18 protein-coding genes and 1 other annotated feature are annotated in these 19,677 nt (G+C 36.3%); of the genes, 16 read left to right on the top strand and 2 right to left on the bottom strand.

Annotation, left to right across the window (positions count from 1 at the left end; all coding sequences use genetic code 11):
• Positions 1-8: 8 nt before the first annotated feature.
• Positions 9-1,001, top strand: coding sequence for a UDP-glucose 4-epimerase GalE (galE, locus tag KQI71_RS01800; protein WP_216433488.1), 993 nt, complete (start codon positions 9-11; stop codon positions 999-1,001).
• 109 nt (positions 1,002-1,110) lie between these two features.
• On the opposite strand, the gene KQI71_RS01795 is transcribed toward galE, so the two are convergent.
• Positions 1,111-1,701, bottom strand: a complete 591-nt coding sequence (locus KQI71_RS01795) for a 50S ribosomal protein L25 (protein WP_216433486.1) — start codon at positions 1,699-1,701, stop codon at positions 1,111-1,113.
• Positions 1,702-1,916: 215 nt separating this feature from the next.
• Here KQI71_RS01795 and dpsA point away from each other — a divergent pair, with 215 nt between their 5' ends.
• Genes dpsA through asnB form a run of 3 tightly spaced genes read left to right on the top strand, consistent with a single transcriptional unit; the run spans position 1,917 to position 5,238 of the window.
• The gene (gene dpsA, locus KQI71_RS01790) at positions 1,917-2,777 is read left to right on the top strand and encodes a dipicolinate synthase subunit DpsA (protein WP_216433484.1); all 861 of its coding nucleotides are present in this window, start codon (positions 1,917-1,919) and stop codon (positions 2,775-2,777) included.
• Positions 2,774-3,364: a dipicolinate synthase subunit B gene (locus tag KQI71_RS01785; protein ID WP_216433566.1), complete on the top strand. Its 591-nt coding sequence runs from the start codon at positions 2,774-2,776 to the stop codon at positions 3,362-3,364. The genes dpsA and KQI71_RS01785 overlap by 4 nt, the downstream gene beginning before the upstream one ends.
• A gap of 17 nt (positions 3,365-3,381) precedes the next feature.
• Positions 3,382-5,238 (top strand): asparagine synthase (glutamine-hydrolyzing), encoded by a 1,857-nt coding sequence (asnB, locus tag KQI71_RS01780; protein WP_216433482.1) that lies wholly within the window; start codon positions 3,382-3,384, stop codon positions 5,236-5,238.
• Between the two features lie 3 nt (positions 5,239-5,241).
• On the opposite strand, the gene KQI71_RS01775 is transcribed toward asnB, so the two are convergent.
• Positions 5,242-6,186 (bottom strand): AEC family transporter, encoded by a 945-nt coding sequence (locus tag KQI71_RS01775; RefSeq protein ID WP_216433480.1) that lies wholly within the window; start codon positions 6,184-6,186, stop codon positions 5,242-5,244.
• A gap of 167 nt (positions 6,187-6,353) precedes the next feature.
• Between KQI71_RS01775 and KQI71_RS01770 the strand changes: the two genes are divergently transcribed.
• The 12 genes from KQI71_RS01770 to KQI71_RS01715 all read left to right on the top strand — a co-directional run bounded on the left by KQI71_RS01770 (position 6,354) and on the right by KQI71_RS01715 (position 19,675).
• Positions 6,354-6,920, top strand: coding sequence for a flavin reductase family protein (locus KQI71_RS01770; RefSeq protein ID WP_216433478.1), 567 nt, complete (start codon positions 6,354-6,356; stop codon positions 6,918-6,920).
• A gap of 58 nt (positions 6,921-6,978) precedes the next feature.
• The gene (locus KQI71_RS01765; RefSeq protein ID WP_216433476.1) at positions 6,979-8,082 is read left to right on the top strand and encodes an aldo/keto reductase; all 1,104 of its coding nucleotides are present in this window, start codon (positions 6,979-6,981) and stop codon (positions 8,080-8,082) included.
• An 83-nt stretch (positions 8,083-8,165) separates the two neighbouring features.
• Positions 8,166-8,429: a binding site (T-box leader), on the top strand.
• An 80-nt stretch (positions 8,430-8,509) separates the two neighbouring features.
• Positions 8,510-9,967 (top strand): anthranilate synthase component I, encoded by a 1,458-nt coding sequence (trpE, locus tag KQI71_RS01760; RefSeq protein ID WP_216433474.1) that lies wholly within the window; start codon positions 8,510-8,512, stop codon positions 9,965-9,967.
• Positions 9,964-11,604 carry a bifunctional anthranilate synthase component II/anthranilate phosphoribosyltransferase gene (locus tag KQI71_RS01755; protein ID WP_216433472.1) on the top strand — a complete coding sequence of 547 codons (1,641 nt, stop codon included), beginning with the start codon at positions 9,964-9,966 and terminating at the stop codon, positions 11,602-11,604. The genes trpE and KQI71_RS01755 overlap by 4 nt, the downstream gene beginning before the upstream one ends.
• Before the next feature lie 12 nt (positions 11,605-11,616).
• Complete coding sequence (gene trpC / locus KQI71_RS01750; protein WP_216433470.1) at positions 11,617-12,396, top strand: indole-3-glycerol phosphate synthase TrpC; 780 nt, start codon at positions 11,617-11,619, stop codon at positions 12,394-12,396.
• Positions 12,393-13,013, top strand: a complete 621-nt coding sequence (locus KQI71_RS01745; RefSeq protein ID WP_216433468.1) for a phosphoribosylanthranilate isomerase — start codon at positions 12,393-12,395, stop codon at positions 13,011-13,013. Before trpC ends, KQI71_RS01745 begins: the two co-directional genes overlap by 4 nt.
• The gene (gene trpB / locus KQI71_RS01740; protein WP_216433466.1) at positions 13,006-14,196 is read left to right on the top strand and encodes a tryptophan synthase subunit beta; all 1,191 of its coding nucleotides are present in this window, start codon (positions 13,006-13,008) and stop codon (positions 14,194-14,196) included. Before KQI71_RS01745 ends, trpB begins: the two co-directional genes overlap by 8 nt.
• Positions 14,186-14,974 carry a tryptophan synthase subunit alpha gene (gene trpA / locus KQI71_RS01735; RefSeq protein ID WP_216433464.1) on the top strand — a complete coding sequence of 263 codons (789 nt, stop codon included), beginning with the start codon at positions 14,186-14,188 and terminating at the stop codon, positions 14,972-14,974. Before trpB ends, trpA begins: the two co-directional genes overlap by 11 nt.
• Positions 14,975-15,032: 58 nt before the next feature.
• A complete protein-coding gene (locus tag KQI71_RS01730) occupies positions 15,033-16,220 on the top strand; it encodes a pyridoxal phosphate-dependent aminotransferase (protein WP_216433462.1) in 1,188 nt (395 codons plus the stop codon).
• Positions 16,221-16,234: 14 nt separating this feature from the next.
• Positions 16,235-17,287, top strand: a complete 1,053-nt coding sequence (gene hisC / locus KQI71_RS01725; RefSeq protein ID WP_216433460.1) for a histidinol-phosphate transaminase — start codon at positions 16,235-16,237, stop codon at positions 17,285-17,287.
• 257 nt (positions 17,288-17,544) lie between these two features.
• Positions 17,545-18,423, top strand: a complete 879-nt coding sequence (locus KQI71_RS01720) for a DUF5688 family protein (RefSeq protein WP_253287877.1) — start codon at positions 17,545-17,547, stop codon at positions 18,421-18,423.
• A 112-nt stretch (positions 18,424-18,535) separates the two neighbouring features.
• Positions 18,536-19,675 (top strand): AI-2E family transporter, encoded by a 1,140-nt coding sequence (locus KQI71_RS01715; protein WP_216433456.1) that lies wholly within the window; start codon positions 18,536-18,538, stop codon positions 19,673-19,675.
• Positions 19,676-19,677: the final 2 nt, after the last annotated feature.

Genomic DNA, 19,677 nt, shown 5'->3' with positions numbered 1-19,677 from the left:
ATACAATCATGAAAATTTTAGTGTTAGGTGGAGCAGGATATATTGGTTCGCATACAGTTTATGAATTAATTGATGCAGGGGAAGATGTTGTTATCATCGATAATTTGGAGACAGGACATAAAGAAGCAGTTCATCCAAAAGCAAAGTTTTATCAAGGAGATTTAAGAGATAAAGCATTTGTTGATAGTGTTCTCGATCAGGAAAAAGATATCGATGCTGTTATTCATTTTGCAGCAAACTCTCTTGTCGGAGAAAGTATGGTAAAACCATTAAAATACTATGATAATAACTTATGCGGAACAAAAACTATGGTAGAGTCTCTTGTAGAACATGGAATTGATAAGATTGTATTTTCTTCAACTGCAGCTACATATGGAGAACCAGAAAAGGTACCAATTGTAGAGACTGATCGTACAGAACCAACTAATACATATGGAGAGACAAAACTTTCTATGGAAAAAACGTTTAAATGGGTTGGAAAAGCACATGGTCTTCGTTATGTATCATTAAGATATTTTAATGCTTGCGGGGCTCATATTAGTGGAAAAATTGGGGAAGATCATAATCCAGAAACACATTTGATTCCATTGATCCTTCAAGTTCCAAATGGAAAGAGAGAGGCAATTAGTATTTTTGGAACAGATTATCATACAAAAGACGGTACATGTGTCAGAGATTACATTTATGTTACAGATCTTGCACAGGCCCATATTTTAGCTGTGAAGTATTTAATGGATGGAAATGAAAGTAATATTTTCAATCTTGGTAACGGGGTTGGATTTACTGTCAAAGAAGTTATTGAGACAGCAAGAAAAGTAACAGGAAAACCAATTAAAGCGGTGGAAGAAGGTAGAAGAGCTGGAGATCCAGCTGTACTCATCGCATCTAGCGAAAAAGCCAAGAAGGTACTTGGATGGAAGCCAGAACATGCAGATCTAGAAGAAATCATTGCAACGGCATGGAAATGGCATAGCACACACCCAAATGGATACCAGTCATAAAAAGGGTTCCTTCAAAATAAATCCTTTGATATGTAAAAGATAAAGGTATAAAAAAAGACTCGATGTTCTTTGGTTGAACAATATCGAGTCTTTTTCTTTTTATATTTTGTTATTCAGCAGTTGCAGCTGCGTCTTCTTCATCTTCGTCTTCAGGAGCAGCTTCTGGTTCAGCAATGTTAACAACCAATGTATCTTCTGGTGTTACCAGTGTGATTTTGCTGTTCTTTGCAAGATCCAGATCTTTGACATGAATCAGATCTCCAACTTTGTAATTTGCAAGGTCAATTTCAACGGCATCTACAAGATCTGCAGGGTAAGCTTTGTATTCGATTTCAGATAAGGACTGTTCTACGATACCACCCTGTACAGCGGCTTCGTTAAGAAGTTCTACTGGTGTTGTAGCATGAATTTTTTCATCAGCAACCAATGCCTGGAAGTTGATAGAAGAAATTTCTTTTTTCATAGGGTTATAATCAATTTCTTTGATCATAGCATCGACATCTTTATCTTCAATTTTTAATGTGATATGAGCACCTTTTTTATTATCTTTTAAGAATTTTGTTGTTTCGCGTGGATCTAATTTCAGTGGTACAGAATTTTCAATATCTCTACCAAACAGATTTCCGATAACAAATCCTTCTCTTCTTAATTTTTTTGCTTTTACGTTTAAATCTCTTTTCTGTGCTGTTAATGTGTTCATAATAGTTCCTCCTTGAATCTATCGATAGATAGTGTGCATATCTCTATAAAGTAAAAAACAGAGATTCCAGTGTAGTGGAAGCTCTGTTTTTCGGGGTTTCTATGCACCTACTAATATTATAGCACTGCTTGTCAACCCCTGCTGATAAAAAAAGGAACCAAATGTTTTTTCCTTTCATATAGTAACAAAAGGATGTAAAAAGAGGTGATGTGGGAATGTATGATTTTGCGGTCATTGGTGGCGATTTTCGGCAAGTATATTTGGCTGGATATTTGAAAGAACATAGATACCGGGTAATTGTTTATGGTGTTGAAAAAAAGAACTTAAATAAAGAATGTGTATATGCAAAATCTTTGGAAGAAGCAGTGGAGGAATCTCATTGTGTCATTGGTCCAGTTCTATTTTCAAAGGATGGTGTGTTTTTGACATCGCAAAGAGAAAACATTCGCGTCCATGATTTCCTTAGATATTTAAAAGAAGGGCAATCATTGTTTGGAGGCTGTATTTCGGAGGAGGTTCAAAAGGTATGTGAGAAAAAAGGGGTTTTGGTTCATGACTTTATGAAGATGGATGATGTTGCGATTTATAATGCAATTGCAACGGCAGAAGGTGCGATTGTAAAAGCAATGGAACGGAAGCCAGTAAATCTGCATGGAAGTTATTGTCTTGTTCTTGGCTATGGAAGATGTGGTCGTGTCCTTGCAGGAAAATTAAAAGGACTGAATGCTCGCGTAACGATCTGTGCCAGAAGTGAGACGGCAAGAAGTCAGGGAGAAGCAGATGGGTTTGATACGATGCAATTTTTTGATGTAGCAAGACAGATTGTTCGATTTGATTATATTTTTAATACAGTTCCGGCAAAGGTATTGACAGAAAAAATTTTGAAGCGGGCAGGCAAAGATCTTTGTATTGTGGATATCGCATCGTTTCCAGGTGGAGTGGATCAAAAAGCAGCAGAAAAATTCGGAATTCAATCGTATCTTTGTCCGAGTCTTCCGGGAATTTATGCGCCGAAATCATCTGGGATCCGTCTGGCAGAAAAAGTATTAGAATGGAAAGGAAAAGAAGACAGGTGAATCTTCAAAATAAAAGAATCGGTATTGGACTTACGGGATCTTTTTGTAGTTATAAAAAGGCCTTTTATGAAATTGAAAATCTTGCTCTCGAAGGGGCCAAAGTACAGACTATATTTTCCTATCATGCACAAACGATAGATAGTCGTTTTGGAAAAGCAAAGGAATTTGTAAAGAAGGCACAAGAGCTGACCGGGCAGGAAGCAATGAAGACAATTGAGGCAGCGGAAGTGATTGGACCATCCAAATGTTTGGACCTTCTAATTCTTCTTCCGTGTACTGGAAATACGATGGCAAAGCTTGCCAACGGAATTACGGATACTCCAGTTTTAATGGCGGCAAAAGCACAGTTAAGAAACGAAAAACCAGTCGTGATTGCGCTGGCAACAAATGATGCACTTGGAATGAATCTTAAAAATATTGGGTATCTTTTAAATAGAAAAAATATTTATTTTGTACCGTTTGGACAGGATGATCCGGTGAAAAAACCGGCATCTATGACGGCAGATTTTGATTTGCTGATTCCAACGGCACTTGAAGCATTGGAGGGCAGACAATATCAGCCGGTGATTATTCAAAGAAAAAAATAAGAAAGGAAACCTGTGAAATGTGTGGTATTGCGGGATTTGTAAATCCGGGAGAGCGTTATGAAGCAGCTAGGGAACAATGGGAGAATATTCTTTCCCATATGAATCATGCACAAAAACACCGGGGGCCGGATGAGGAAGGTATTTATTTGAAGGATGGATGCGGTTTTGCACATGTAAGATTATCTATCCTCGATTTAGAAAATGGACATCAACCGATGGTTCGCAAGAAAGATCAAAAAGATTGTGCCATTATTTTTAATGGAGAAATTTATAATATGAACCAGTTGAAAAAAGATTTGGAAGCAAAAGGGGCAAAATTCCAAACAAATAGTGATACAGAGGTCATTCTTGTTGGTTATATGCGCTATGGTGTTTCTTTTGTAGAAAAATTAAATGGAATTTTTGCAATTGCTATTTGGGATGGAGTTTTAGAAAAACTATTTTTATTCCGAGACCGTCTTGGCGTGAAGCCATTATTTTATGGGAAAAGAGGAAAGACACTTATTTTTTCTTCAGAAATAAAAGGGTTGTTTCAGTATCCTTCTTTTCAACCAGTGATTGATCGGGATGGATTAGCAGAGATTTTTGCACTTGGACCGGCAAAGTCTTATGGAAAAGGAGTTTTTGCAGGTGTCTTAGAGGTCTTGCCCGGACATTTTCTTGAGTATGGGAGAGAAGGATTAAAAGATCATATTTACTGGGCATTGGAAGCAATGGAACATACGGATTCTGTTCAAGATACAATTGAAAAGACTTCTTGGTTGATTCATGATGCGGTTAAAATGCAGATGCTTTCAGATATTCCAATTAGTACTTTTTTGTCTGGAGGAGTCGATAGTAGTTTGGTGACGGCAATTTGTGCAAAAGAACTAAGAAAACAAGGAAAAACATTAAATACGTTTTCTTTTGATTTTAAAAATAATCATCGATATTTTCATGCGAATGCATTTCAGCCATCAGAAGACCGACCATGGGTAGATCGGATGGTACGTTATACAAAGACCAATCATCGATATTTAGAGTGTAAGAATACGGAGCTTATTTCTTATTTATATAAAGCCGTTGATGCCAGGGATCTCCCATGTATGGCCGATGTGGAATCTTCTATGTTGTATTTTTGCTCTCGTGTTGTTGCATACAACAAAGTGACATTAACAGGAGAGTGTGCAGATGAAATTTTTGGTGGTTATCCGTGGTTTCATAAAAAAGAATGTTTCAAAGCACAGAACTTTCCATGGTCTATGGATATGGAGCCAAGGAAAGCTTTGCTTCGAGATGACATTTTGAAAAAAGTGGATTTAGAATCTTATGCGAGGTATGCATATGAAAAAACAATACAGGAGACACCGTCTCTTTATGGGGAGGATCCGGTAGAAAAGAGGAGAAGAGAAATTTCTTATTTGAATTTGAGATGGTTTATGGTTACACTTCTAGATCGTATGGATCGCACGAGCATGCATTCTGGATTGGAAGCAAGGGTTCCTTTTGCAGATCATCGGATTGTAGCCTATCTTTATAATGTTCCATGGAAGATAAAATGTCTGAATGGAACTGTAAAAGGGCTTCTTCGGGCAGCAGGGGAGGGAGAGCTTCCAAAGGAAGTATTATATCGTAAAAAAAGCCCTTATCCAAAGACTTATGATCCAACGTATGAATCGATGCTTGGAAAAGAGCTTTTATCGGTTATGAAAAATCCAACGGAGCCGATTCGGGAATTAATTGATCCTGGAAAACTTGAGGATTTTCTTAAGAGTCCAAAAGACTATGGAAAACCGTGGTATGGACAGTTGATGGCAGGGCCACAGATGATAGCCTTTTTGCTTCAAGTCAATTACTGGTTAAAGACTTATCATATCCAGTTAAAATTGTCATAGGCTTTAAATCAATGCAAAATGTCTTAAAATATATAGCCATGCAGTGAGTGTAAATGCACTAAACATAGTGGTCAGCATAACAACGCTGGAAGAAAGAGTTCCTTCATGCCCCATATTTTTTGCCATGACAAAACTACTTACCGTTGTAGCTGAACCGAGCATGATCAAAATAGCAACGAGCTTATCCTTACGGAAACCAAATTTCACAGCAAGTGGAAGGAAAACGGCACACAATCCTACTAGTTTGATGAATGCTGCAAGGATGGAAGGTTTTAGCTTTGCAAAGGCTTTTTTAATATCAAAGGTAGCGCCCATTGCCATCAATCCCATAGGAGTTGCCACATTTCCAATGTTGGTTACAACTTTATCGGCGATTTTTGGCATTGGGATTTTTAAGGCGGACCAGACAAGACCAGCTACAATACCGATTAAAATTGGATTGGTTACAATTCCCTTTAATGTTTTTTTCAGTACTTCTTGACTAAGACCGTTTTGTCCTGGCTTAAAAAAAGAAAGAATGACAACGGCGAGCATATTGTACAAAGGTACGCTGCCGATCATCATTAATGGAGCCATTCCTGCATTTCCGTAGATATTTTGAATGAAAGCGATACCAAGCAATGCGGCACTGCTTCGGTATGCAGCTTGAATAAATTCGCCACGAATGGAAGAATCCTTTAAGCCCAGGGAAATTATGGCAGAAATAGTGATACTAATTAAAGTTACAAAGAAACAGAATAATACAAATTTAATATCCCATACTTTGGAAAAATCTACGGTTGCAAGGTCTTCAAAAACGAGGACCGGGAGTGGGACAAGGAATACAAATTTGTTCATTTTTGATGCAAATCCTTCGTCAATCCATCCGATAGAACGGAAGAAAAGACCAAGAAGCATCATAATAAAGACCGGAACGGTAGCGTTCAGGCTGAAAATTAAATTTTCCATAATGGTTGATACCTGCTTTCTATTAGATTCCACCATATTATAACGAATGTCACGCAAGCGATCAAATTTATTTTTGGAAAGTATGTTCGTTTTTCTTATATATGATATAATAATGATATAGAAATAAACAACGATAAAGAAGAATATCAAAGAAAGGGGATCTTAGAATGAAAAAAAGATTAGGGCCTAATCCATATATTTATCCGCAGCCAGTTTTGATTGTATCTACCTATGGAGAAGATGGTACACCGGATGCAATGAATGTAGCTTATGGAGGAATCGTCAATTCCAATCGTTTGCAGATTAATATTGGAGTACGTCATAAGACGTCGGATAATATTAAGGTAAGAAAAGCTTTTACAGTAGGAATTGCAGATGAAAAAAATCTTATTCCAGCAGATTATGTTGGAATTGTATCTGGACATGATGTAGAAGATAAGGTAAAAAAATCAGGATTTCACATGATAAAAAGCGAAGTCGTAGATGCACCTTATGTTGAGGAACTTCCAATCACAATGGAGTGTAAGGTAGAAGAAATAAAGCAGTATGATCAGACACTTCGTATTGTTGCAGAGATTGTCGATGTGATTGCGGATGAAAAAGTATTAACACAAGATGGAAAAATTGACACATCAAAACTGCATGCGATCAGTTATGATCCATCTACACATGATTATCTAAAAGTGGAAGGAATTGCAGGAAAGGCATTTCATGATGGAGATCAATTAAAATAAATTGGCTTGACTTCAAGTTAACTTTATGGTCTAAGATAGAAAAAAGAAGGAAAAATCTATGAACATAAAAAAACTTGGATTTGGGCTAATGCGTCTTCCAAAAAAAGAAGATGTTATTGATGTGGAACAAGTAAAAGAAATGGTCGATGAATTTATGAATGCCGGATTTACTTATTTTGATACGGCATGGGCTTATGCTGGAAGTGAGGATGCAATTAGACAGGCGTTGGTTGAGCGTTACCCAAGAGAATCTTTCCAGCTTGCAACAAAAAATGCAGCATGGATCAATTGCAAGACAAGGGAAGAAGCGATTGCTCAGTTTGATACATCCTTAAAACAGATGCAGGCTGGATATTTTGATTTTTATCTGCTTCATAATCTTGGGGAAAGTCGTACAAAATTTTTTGATGAATTTGATTTGTGGAGCTGGGTACAGGAAAAGAAAAAAGAAGGTCTTATTCGTCATGTAGGATTTTCTTTTCATTCCACACCAGAAGAATTAGAAGAAATTTTAAAGGCACATCCAGAGATGGAATTTGTACAGCTTCAGATCAATTATGCAGACTGGGAAAATCCAGCAATTCAGTCTAGAGGATGCTATGAGGTTGCAAGAAAATACGGAAAACCTGTGATTATTATGGAACCAGTAAAAGGAGGAATGCTTGCTAATCCACCAGAATCAGTAGAAAAGATTTTAAAACAGGCAGATCCAAAAGCTTCAAATGCATCTTGGGCAATTAGATTTGCAGCCGATTTGGAAGGTGTTATTACCGTATTATCTGGAATGAGTAATATAGAACAAATGAAGGATAACCTTTCCTATATGAAAGATTTTAAAGGCTTTGATGAAAAGCAAAAAGAAGTGATTCACAAAGCACAGGAAGAGTTAAAAAAGATTCCTTTAATTCCATGTACTACTTGCAATTATTGTGCAAAAGTCTGTCCGAAACAAATTGGAATTTCAGGAACATTTACTGCGGTCAATTACCTGACATTATACAAAGATATAGATGCTGCAAAACATCAGGAAGATTGGCTTGTCAATGGTCATGGAAAGAAGAGAGCCTGTGAATGCATCAAATGTGGAAAATGTGAGGAAGTCTGTCCACAGCACATCAAGATTCGAGAACAATTGGAAGTATGTGCGCAAAAACTTGGTTAAGATTTTATTGTGAATTTATAACAATATCTTGACAAATAAAAATTTAGAACATATAATGGTAGCAAATTTAGCAGATTAAAGTGATAAATCCTATGAGCAAAAGTAAGTAATTTGTAATACAGTCTTTCAGAGAGCAACTGGGTGGTGTGAAGTTGTAGATATGATACAGATGAATGGATTTGTGAGGAGCACAGCCAACGGAGATCTAAGTAGCTGTCGCCGTTATCCCACGTTACGGGAACGAGGTATAAAAGCATTTTGCGGAGTACTTTAAGGAGGAGAGAATTATTTTTGATATATAAAAATTCTCTTAAATATGGGTGGCACCACGGTCTATCGTCCCAAGGATTGGGATGATAGGCCTTTTTTATTTTATAAAATAAAGAGCTCCATTAGGGATTTAAACAAAAAAGATCAGGAGGAAATTATGTTATATCCATCATTAGAAGAAGTAAATAAATTACTGGAAGAATATCAAAGTGTACCGGTGTTTTACGAAGTATTAGCAGATCATATGACTCCGATTCGTATGTTCCGGGCATTGAAAAAAGAAGGAACACCATGTTTCATGTTGGAGAGTGTAGAAAATAAAGACCAGTGGGGACGTTATTCTTTTATTGGTGTCAATCCAAAGTTTGAAATTAAAATCAACGGACATCAGGTAGAAGATCATGGAGAAAAAAAGGAAGTTGATGATCCAATTGCATATTTGATGAAAAGAGTTGAGGAATATCGTTCCCCGGTTATGGAAGATCGACCAAAATTGACCGGTGGTTTTATCGGATATTTTGGATATGATACGATTCGTTATGTAGAAAAAAGGTTAACTAATATACCAGAAGATGATCTGAAAATGCCGGAGTGTCATCTATGTATGTATGATGAAATTATTGCATATGATCACCTTTCAAGCAAAGCAGTTATTATTCAGAACATTCATAAGGGCGATGATGTCAAAAAGGTTTATCATGAACTTGCTGATCGGGCAGAATTGATTTTACGAAGAATGGAACGTCCGGTATCACTTCAGAAAGATCGTTTTGAAACTGGGAAGATTGAAGTAAAATCGAATCTTACAAAACAGGCTTATGAACAAAATGTAAAAAAAGCAAAAGAATATATTAAAAATGGAGATATTTTTCAAGTTGTTTTATCTCAGAGATTTGAAGTGGAAACAGATGTAGATCCATTTGATGTCTATCGATGTTTAAGAACAAGCAATCCGTCACCGTATCTTTATTTCTTTGATTATCAAGATTATCAGGTTGTTGGAGCTTCTCCAGAGAAGCTGGTTAGTGTGCAAAACGGTATTGTTACGACAAAACCAATTGCAGGAACTGTGCCTCGAGGTGAAACAAAAGAAGATGATGATATGCTTGTCAGACAGCTGGAACATGATCCAAAAGAACGTGCAGAACATACAATGCTTGTAGATCTTGGAAGAAATGATGTCGGCAAAGTATGTGAATTTGGAACAGTAAAAGTGAAAAACTTTATGACAGTAGAAAAATATTCGAAAGTGACACATTTAGTGAGCGATGTGCAGGGAAGGTTAAGAAAAGATAAAACGGCTTTAAATGCACTAATGAGTGTTCTTCCAGCAGGAACATTATCAGGAGCACCGAAGGTAAGGGCTATGGAAATCATTGATGAATTGGAAAATAGAAAGCGCGGAGTTTATGGAGGAACTGTAGGATATCTTGGATTCGATGGAAATATTGATACCTGTATTGCTATCCGGACCGTTGTGTTTAAAGATGGAAAAGGCTATGTTCAGGCGGGAGCCGGAATTGTTGCAGATTCTGTACCGGAAAAAGAATTTAAAGAAACACAAAATAAGGCACTAGCAGTGGTTTATGCGATAAAGGAGGCAGCAAACTTATGATTTTATTGATTGATAATTATGATTCATTTACTTATAACGTTTATCAGTGTGTCGGAGAAATTTATCCAGAAATTGAAGTTGTAAGAAATGATGAAATTACGATAGAGCAAATGGAAGCGATGAACCTTGAGGCATTAATTATTTCACCGGGACCTGGATTTCCAGATAGTGCAGGAATTTCGAAAGAGGCGATTCGGCATTTTGCAGGAAAGATTCCAATTCTTGGTATTTGTCTTGGACATCAGGCAATTGGAGAAGTTTTTGGAGGAAAAATTGTCCACGCAAGAGAACTGATGCATGGAAAAATGAGTGAAATTTCTATTGATACGACAGATCCACTGTTTGCAGGATTAAATGATAAAATTTATGTAGCCAGATATCATTCTCTGATTGTTGATGACAAAGATTTTCCAGAGGAATTGAAAATCTTAGGAGTTGATGAACAAGGACAAATCATGGCACTTCGTCATAAAAAAGACCCTGTTTATGGAATTCAATTTCATCCTGAATCTATTCTTACAGAAACAGGAATGCAAATACTGGAAAATTTTATTACAAAAATAGCAGGAATTGTATTAGATGACAGAAAGAAAGAAGAAGATATGACAGCAATGAATCAGGAAACATTAAAACCATTTTTAGCAAAAATTGTAGAGGGACAACATCTGACAACAGAAGAAGCTTATAAAGCTATGGATTGTATTATGTCTGGAAATGCGACAGAAGCACAGATTGCAAGTTTTCTTACAGGGCTTCGAATGAATCAGGAAACACCGGATGAAATTACTGGATTTGCAAAAGTTATGCGTGCGAAGGCTGCGATTGTTCCTGAGGAAACAGAGGCAATTGACATTGTTGGAACTGGTGGAGATCTTGCAAATAGTTTTAATATTTCTACGACTTCTTCCTTTGTTATAGCAGCTGCAGGAGCAAAAGTAGCAAAACATGGGAATCGGAGTGTTTCTTCAAAAAGTGGTGCTGCAGATGTTTTAGAGGCACTTGGTGCAAAAATTGTGTTATCTCCAGAAGACGGTAAAAAATGTTTGGATCAGACCGGCGTTGCCTTTTTATTTGCACAGACCCATCATGGTTCTATGAAATATGCAGGTCCCGTTCGTGCACAGCTTGGAATTCGTTCTGTCTTTAATATTTTGGGGCCTCTGGCAAATCCGGCCATGACAAACTATATTGTGCTTGGTGTTTATGAGAAAGCATTGCTTCGTCCGATGGCTGATGTTTTAAAAAATCTTGGAATCAAACATGCTCTGATTGTTTATGGAGATGATCAGCTGGATGAAATCTCAATTTCTTCTACAACAAGCGTATGTGAGATTAAGGATGGTGCTATTACAGAGTATCAAATTTCACCAGAAGAAGAAGGATTAAAACGATATACAAAAGAAGAAATTGTTGGTGGAACGGCAGATGAAAATGCAGTGATTACAAAGAATATTCTTTCTGGAAAAGAACAGGGTGCTAAGAGAGATATTGTATTAATGAATGCAGGGGCAGCTCTTTATACAATCGGAAAAGCTGATTCTATTAAAGAGGGAGTTGCCATGGCAAAAGAAGCCATTGATTCCGGAAAAGCAATGGAAAAATTAAAAGAGTTTATTGATTATACAAACGCATGTTAATAGAGGTGTGAGATGATTTTAGATGATATTGTAGAAAAAAGAAAAGAACAGTTGCAAAGAGAAAAAGATAATATTTCACTGGAAGAAATGAAAGAGATGGCATTGGCATCAAAAAATAAAAATCATGGATTTAAGGATGCAATGAAGAAAGAAGGATTATCTGTCATTGCAGAGGTAAAGAAAGCTTCTCCATCCAAAGGTTTGATTGCAGAAAACTTTCATCCGGTAGAAACAGCACAGGCTTATGAAACAGCAGGTGCTGCTGCAATTTCTTGCTTGACGGAAGAGTATTACTTCAAAGGCGCAAGCAAATATTTTGCAGATATTCGGGCAAAGGTAGAAATCCCGATGCTTCGAAAAGATTTTATCTTTGATGAATATCAGATTTATGAAGCAAAAGTGCTTGGTGCGGATGCTATTCTTTTAATTGCTGCAATTTTGAAAGAAGAAGAGATGAAAGATTTTTATCGACTGGCACATAAACTAGGAATGGATTGTTTATGTGAAGTTCACAATGAAGAAGAATTAAAAAAAGCAGTCGCATGTCAATGTGATATCATCGGCATTAATAACCGTAATCTGAAAACGTTTGAAGTCGATCTTCAAACAACATCGAAACTTGCAGATAAAATTCCTTATGATGCTGTTTTAATTTCAGAAAGCGGTATGAAGACAAAAGAAGATTTTAAAAATGTAAGAAATCAGGGAGCTGATGGAGTCTTAGTTGGTGAAACGCTGATGCGGTCAGATAATATTCAGGAAACGCTTTGTGAGCTAAGGAGCAGTTTATGATTGTAAAAATGTGCGGGATTCGAAGAATGCAAGATGTTTTGTATGCAAATGAAGTTCAGCCAGATTATATCGGGTTTATTTTTGCAAAAAGTAAAAGATATATAAAACCGCAAGATGCAGCAATTCTTCAAAAACAATTGGATCCATCGATAAAAACAGTCGGGGTATTTGTAAACGAACCAGTGGATTCCATGCTTAATACAGCAAAAATTGTGGGACTTGATGTTTTGCAGCTTCATGGAGATGAAACCGAAAAGGAAGTCAAGAAAATTAGGGAAAAGTCTTCTCTGGAAATATGGAAAGCAGTCAGGGTTCAGACGGTTGAAGATATTATAAAGGCAGAGGAGCTTTTAATTGATCGGCTTCTTTTAGACAGCTTTTCAAAAGAGGCCTATGGAGGAACTGGAAAAGTCATGGATATTGCTTTAATTGAGCAAGCAAAGATTACAAAGCCGTATCTGATCGCAGGTGGACTTCATCGAGATAATTTACAGGAGATCATACAAAGACTTCATCCACAAGGAATTGATATTTCGAGTGGAATTGAAACTGATGGATACAAAGATTTAGAAAAAATGAAAGAAATTATGAAAATTACAGGAGGAAACTATGAGTAAAATAGGAAGATTTGGAGAGTATGGTGGACAGTATGTACCGGAAATCGTTATGAACGCGGTAAATGAGCTGAATGAAGCCTATGAGAAATATAAAAATGATCCAGAATTTTTAGAGGAACTTCACAAATATTACAGAGAATATGCCAATCGTCCTTCTCTTTTATACTATGCGAAGAAGATGACACAAGATCTTGGAGGGGCTAAGATCTATTTAAAACGTGAAGATTTAAATCATACAGGTGCTCATAAGATCAATAATGTTCTTGGACAGATTCTTCTTGCAAAGAGAATGGGGAAAAAGAGAATTATTGCAGAAACGGGTGCAGGACAACATGGAGTTGCAACAGCAACGGTTGCGGCATTGTTTGATATGGAATGTGTAGTTTACATGGGAGCAGAAGATGTAGAACGTCAGAGTTTGAATGCTTATCGTATGGAACTTCTTGGAGCAAAAGTTGTTGCAGTTGAGAGTGGAACAAGGACTTTAAAAGATGCGATCAATGAAGCGATGAGAGACTGGGCAACAAATATTGAAACAACTTTTTACTGTATTGGCTCTGTTATGGGGCCACATCCTTATCCAGAGATGGTTCGTGACTTTCAAAAGATTATCGGGGAAGAAACAAAACAGCAGATGAAAGAACAGGAAGGAAAACTTCCAGATTGTGTAGTTGCATGTGTCGGTGGTGGCTCTAACGCAATGGGTGCTTTTTATGATTTTATTAAGGATGAAGGTGTACGTCTTGTAGGAGCGGAAGCAGCTGGACTTGGTGTAGATACCGATCAGCATGCGGCAACGATTGCGAAAGGAACCAAAGGAATTTTTCATGGAATGAAGAGTCTTTTCCTTCAAAATGAAGAAGGACAGATCGATCCTGTCTATTCCATTTCTGCAGGTCTTGATTATCCAGGAATTGGACCAGAGCATGCCTATCTTCATGAGACAGGAAGAGCAGATTATGTAGATATTACGGATGAACAGGCAGTACAGGCATTTGAATATCTTTCAAAAACAGAAGGGATTATTCCTGCCATTGAATCTGCACACGCAGTTGCTGCTGCAATGGAAATCGCACCAAAAATGAAGAAAGATCAAAGCATTGTTATTTGTCTTTCTGGAAGAGGAGACAAGGATGTTTATCAGGTAGCAAGATATAGAGGAGTGAAATTAGATGAAAATTAGAGAAGCATTTAAAAATAGAAAAGAAAATGGACAGAAGGCACTGATTACTTATATTGTTTCCGGAGATTATGGATATGAGACAACCAAAGAAAATATTCGTCAAATGGTAAAAGCGGGAGCAGACATTATTGAAATAGGAGTTCCTTTTTCTGATCCAATTGCAGAAGGTGTTGTGATTCAGGAAGCTAGTCAGCACTCTTTAGCCGGTGGAACAACCCTTGTTGGAATTTTTAATATGGTAAAAGAATTAAGAACAGAAATCAAAGATACACCATTTGTTATGATGTTATATTTAAATACCATTTATCGTTTTGGAACAAAAAGATTTTTTGATCTTTGTAATGAATGTGGAATTGAAGGTGTGATTGTTCCAGATATGCCATTTGAAGAAAAAGATGAAATTCAGGGGGAAGCAAGTGCGCATCAGGTAGATAATATTAGTCTTGTAACACCAACTTCTCATGACCGCATTGCAAAGATCGCAGAAGATGCAGAAGGATTCCTCTATTGTGTATCTTCTATTGGGGTAACTGGAACAAGAAGTGAATTTACGACAGATTTTGATGCATTTTTTGATGTGATTAAGAAAAATGCAAAAATTCCGTGTGCGGTTGGTTTTGGAATTTCAGGACCACAACAGGCAAAAACAATGAGTCAGTACTGTGATGGCGTGATTGTTGGAAGTGCAATCGTTAAGTTGATCAGTAAGTATGGAACAGAAAGCCCACAGAAAGTTTATGAATTTACAAAGAGTTTAAGAGATGGCATTGATGCATAGCTTATCTTGCAAAGATTTTATCTTTTCTGTATAATATGGAAGAAAAAGGAGAGAGCGCATGTTATCAAAAGAAGTATTAGAATTATCAAAACAGCATTCTGTCATCCGTGATATTTTTGAATTTGGGATGCAGCGTGCAAGAGAAGTAGGCGCTGAAAATGTGTTTGATTTTAGCATTGGAAATCCAAGTGTTCCGGCACCAAAAGAAGTCGATGAAACTGCAAGAAGACTTTTAGACGAGTTAGATCCAGTTGATGTTCATGGTTATACAAGTAATGCTGGAATTTTGGAAGTTAGAGAAGCTATCGCTAATTCTTTAAACCGTAGATTTCATACAAATTATACAGCCGCCAATATTTTTATGACCATTGGAGCAGCAGCAGCCCTTGGCATTTGTTTTAAGAGTCTCGTCGATGGACCTGACGATGAAGTTATTACCTTTGCACCATATTTTCCAGAATATCAGGTTTATGCAGAAGGAGCGGGATGCAAATTGATTGTAATTCCAGCAGATACAAGCAGTTTTCAAATTAACTTTGAGGAATTAGAAAAAACAATTTCAAAAAATACGAAAGCTGTTTTAATCAATTCTCCAAATAATCCATCAGGTGTTGTATATTCAGAAGAAACAATCAAAAAATTAGCTGCCTTGTTGGAAAAGAAACAAAAGGAATATGGACATAGCATTTACATTATTACGGATGAACCATATCGTGAAATTGTTTATGATGGATTTGAGGTTCCATATGTGCCGCATTATTATAAAAATACATTGGTTGGATATTCTTTCAGTAAATCTTTATCGATTCCTGGAGAACGTGTAGGTTATATTGTTGCACCAACAGAAGCAGAAGATTTTGAAAATCTTTTGCCAGTCTTCATTGCTTCTGGACGATTGTTATCTTATGTTAGTGTTCCGACACTTTATCAAAAGGTAGTGGGAGAGTGTGTAGATCTTACATCTGATCTTTCTATTTATCAAAAAAATAAAGATTTATTTTACAATGCATTGATTGATATGGGATATGAATGTGTAGAACCAGGAGGAGCCTTTTATCTGTTCCCGAAAGCACTGGAAGAAGATGCTAACGCATTTTGTGAAAGAGCTAAGAAATATGATTTACTGATCGTTCCTGGTGATAGTTTTGGATGCCCAGGACATGTACGTATTTCTTATTGTGTACCAACAGAACGCATTGAGAAGGCATTGCCGTTATTTAAAAAACTGATGGATGAATATAAGTAAGACAGGAGAAGAATATGAGCAGTTGGAGAGATAATGTAAGAAGTGTAGAACCATATACACCTGGTGAACAGCCAAAAGAAGAAAATGTTATCAAATTGAATACGAATGAAAATCCATATCCGCCATCGCAAAAAGTAAAAGAAGCAATGGCAGAGATTAAGAATTTAAGAAAATATCCAGATCCAGCGGCTTCGGATCTTACAGGAGCAATTGCTGCGTATCATGGATTTGATAAAGATGAGGTTTTTGTTGGCGTTGGATCAGATGATGTATTAGCAGTTGCTTTTATGACATTTTTCAATGGGAAAAAACCAGTCTTTTTCCCAGATATTACCTATTCTTTTTATCCAGTATGGGCAGACTTATTTAAAATACCATTTGATACAAAGGCATTGGATGATGAGTTTAAAATCATACCACAGGATTATTATGGAGAAAATGGTGGTGTTGTATTTCCAAATCCAAATGCTCCGACAGGTGCAGCTCTTTCGTTAGATGTCATTGAAGATATTATTTGTCACAATCAGGATGTTGTCGTGATTATTGATGAGGCATATGTAGATTTTGGAGCAGACACAGCAAAAGAATTAACAAGAAAATATGAAAATGTACTTGTTGTACAAACGTATTCAAAATCTCGTTCTTTAGCTGGATTGCGTATTGGATATGCAATTGGAAATAAGGAACTGATCAAAGCGATGAATGATGTGAAATATTCTTATAATTCTTACACAATGAATGAGCCATCGATTGTTATGGGAAAAGCTGTTCTTGCAGATGAAGATTACTTCCAGGAAACAAGAAAGAAAATTATAGAAACAAGAGAATGGTTTAAGGAAGAAATGAAGAAAATCGGATTTTCATTTGCAGATTCTAAAGCAAATTTTATTTTTGCCGCACATGAAAGCGTCGCAGCAAAGGAAATTTTTGAGGCAGCGAAAAAGAATAAAATTTATGTAAGATATTTTGATAAACCGCGTATTAACAATTATCTAAGAATTACGATTGGGACAAAACAGGAAATGGAAGTCTTGCTTGATTTCCTAAAAAAATATGTAAAACGGTGAATGATTACTCCTATGCGGTACAGTAGTAGTTCCTATGATGGAACTTTGCTTAACATTGAATAAGATGAAAAAGAAAGAGAAAAAGGAATTTTCGAAAGAAGATTTCTTTTTTTCTTTCATAAAGAAAAGCCTTGCTTTCTATGTTTATATAACGTAAAATAAAAAATGTAAAAAATTTACAAATACAAACCAAGAAGGAAACAGACAGATGTCTGGGTATGACATGAGGTTTGATCCGAAGAGGAAAGGAGAACATCATGTTAAACGAGAAAGAATTTTATTGTTATGTGGAACATCATATTTTAGAGTACATAAAGCAACCAGAGGATAAAGAGGTATCTGTACAGCGTGTATGTAAAAATAACCAAGTGTTTATGACTGGTTTATCGATTGGCACTAAAGAGGTTCATTTCCGGCCAGTTCTTTATTTAGAGCCTTATTATCATAAATATTTTAGAGGAAGTATTCTTTCTGATCTCTTATCGGAAATTGCAGCTTCCTATGAAGAATATCAAGTAGAATTCCCATTGAAAGAAGAAAAAATAAGAGATTATGAATTTATAAAAAAGCAGTTATTTTTTCGTATAGTGAATTATGAAAAAAATAAAGAACAATTACAAATTTGCCCATATGATCGTATGGAAGACTTGGCAGTTACTTATCGCTGGAGTGCATATCATCGTCATGATGGAATGGCGAGTGCGATCGTGAGAGAGCAGGATCTTAAGATGTGGGGGATTACAAAAGAAAAACTTCGAACAGATGCTTTTAAAAATGCAGAAAAAATATTTCCGCCAGTGATTAAGCGGATTGAAAATGTGATACCAGTTCATGTAGAAGAAGGAGATATTCCAATTTTTGTTCTTTCCAATAATGATTATATGAATGGAGCCTCAGCAATGTTTTATCAAGGAATTTTACAGGAATTTGCAGAACGAATGAAAGAAAATCTTTATATATTACCAAGTAGCATTCATGAGGTTATTTTACTGAGAGAAAGCGATGCAGGAGATGTAAGAGAACTTTCCTATATGGTCAAAGAAACAAATCGAGCTGTTGTAGATCCAGAAGAAATTTTATCTGACAGTATTTATTATTACGACAGGATAAGAAATAAAATTACAATTGCCAGGTGAGGGATATTCCATAGGGCACACGCAATTGTATAGTGCTTCGCACTGGACGCGCTTTGCTTGATAAGGTATAATATAATATCTTATAGAGGGAGGAGTCAGGAGGTGTGTGCTTATGAAACGTTGGGAAATTTATCTTGATATCATCATGGAACTTCTAGTATTGTTTGTTGGAGCATTTCTTTTGATTGTAGGGATTCCAAAGTGTCTTGGATTTTTATGGCCATTTGTAGCTGGATGGATTATTTCAAGAATTTCAAGACCGGTTATTGAGTATTTGGAGAAAAAGATGAAACTTCCAAAGAAATTTGGAACTGCAATTTTAATCATTGCTGTTGTAACTTTGGTAATTGCTATATGTTATTTTTGTGTGAGGGGCCTTGTGACACAGGTGATAGCATTTATGAATGGATATCAGGATCTTCAGAAAGAAATTATCCGACAGTTTGGATCTTTTCAGCAAAAAATAGGTCACTTTGCCGGAATTCTTCCACATGGTGCAGGAGATCATTTGAATCAGATTGTTCGTACAATTAGCAATGGTGCATTAAATATTGTTTCTATCATTGGTAATTATGGAGTCGCTCATGCTGGAGGTGCTGCAAAGCTTATGACCAATGGGCTGGTAGGTATCGTTGTGATGTTCTTTTCATCTTATATGTTTTCTATTGATAATGAAAAATTTGTTAAATGGTATCAGAAAGTAATTCCAGAAGGAATGAAGCATAAAATAGACATTTTTATTCATAATACCCTTGGGGTTCTTGGGAGCTACTGTCTTGCGCAGATAAAAATTATGTTTATCATGCTTTTTATTTTATGGGCAGGACTTTGGCTTGCGGGAATTCATTATGCATTTATATTTGCAATTCTCATTGGCATTGTAGATATTTTGCCGATTTTAGGAACTGGAACTGTGATGATCCCATGGGCGTTGTTTAAGTTGATTACGGGTGAAATAAAAACAGCTGTAATTTTCCTCGTTGTTTATCTGATTTGTCTAATTTTAAAACAAATTTTACAACCTAAAATGATGGGAAAGGGAATGGGAATATCAGCATTTACAACGATTTTTCTGATTTATATCGGATTAAAATTAAATGGGATTGGTGGAATGCTTTTGGCTCTTGTTGTTGGAATTTTTGTCATCAATCTCTATCGGCTTGGTGCATTTGACCGAAAGATTGCTTTTTTCAAAAGGAGAATTGAAATGTTGGAAGAAAATAGTGAGAGAGAAGAAATGGAGGAAAAGTAAAT

It is taken from the genome of Anaerostipes sp. MSJ-23 (assembly GCF_018918155.1).
Classification (GTDB): Bacteria; Bacillota; Clostridia; order Lachnospirales; family Lachnospiraceae; genus Anaerostipes.
Note: the sequence above shows the minus strand (reverse complement) of the source record. Positions and strands in the feature narration are given on the sequence as shown.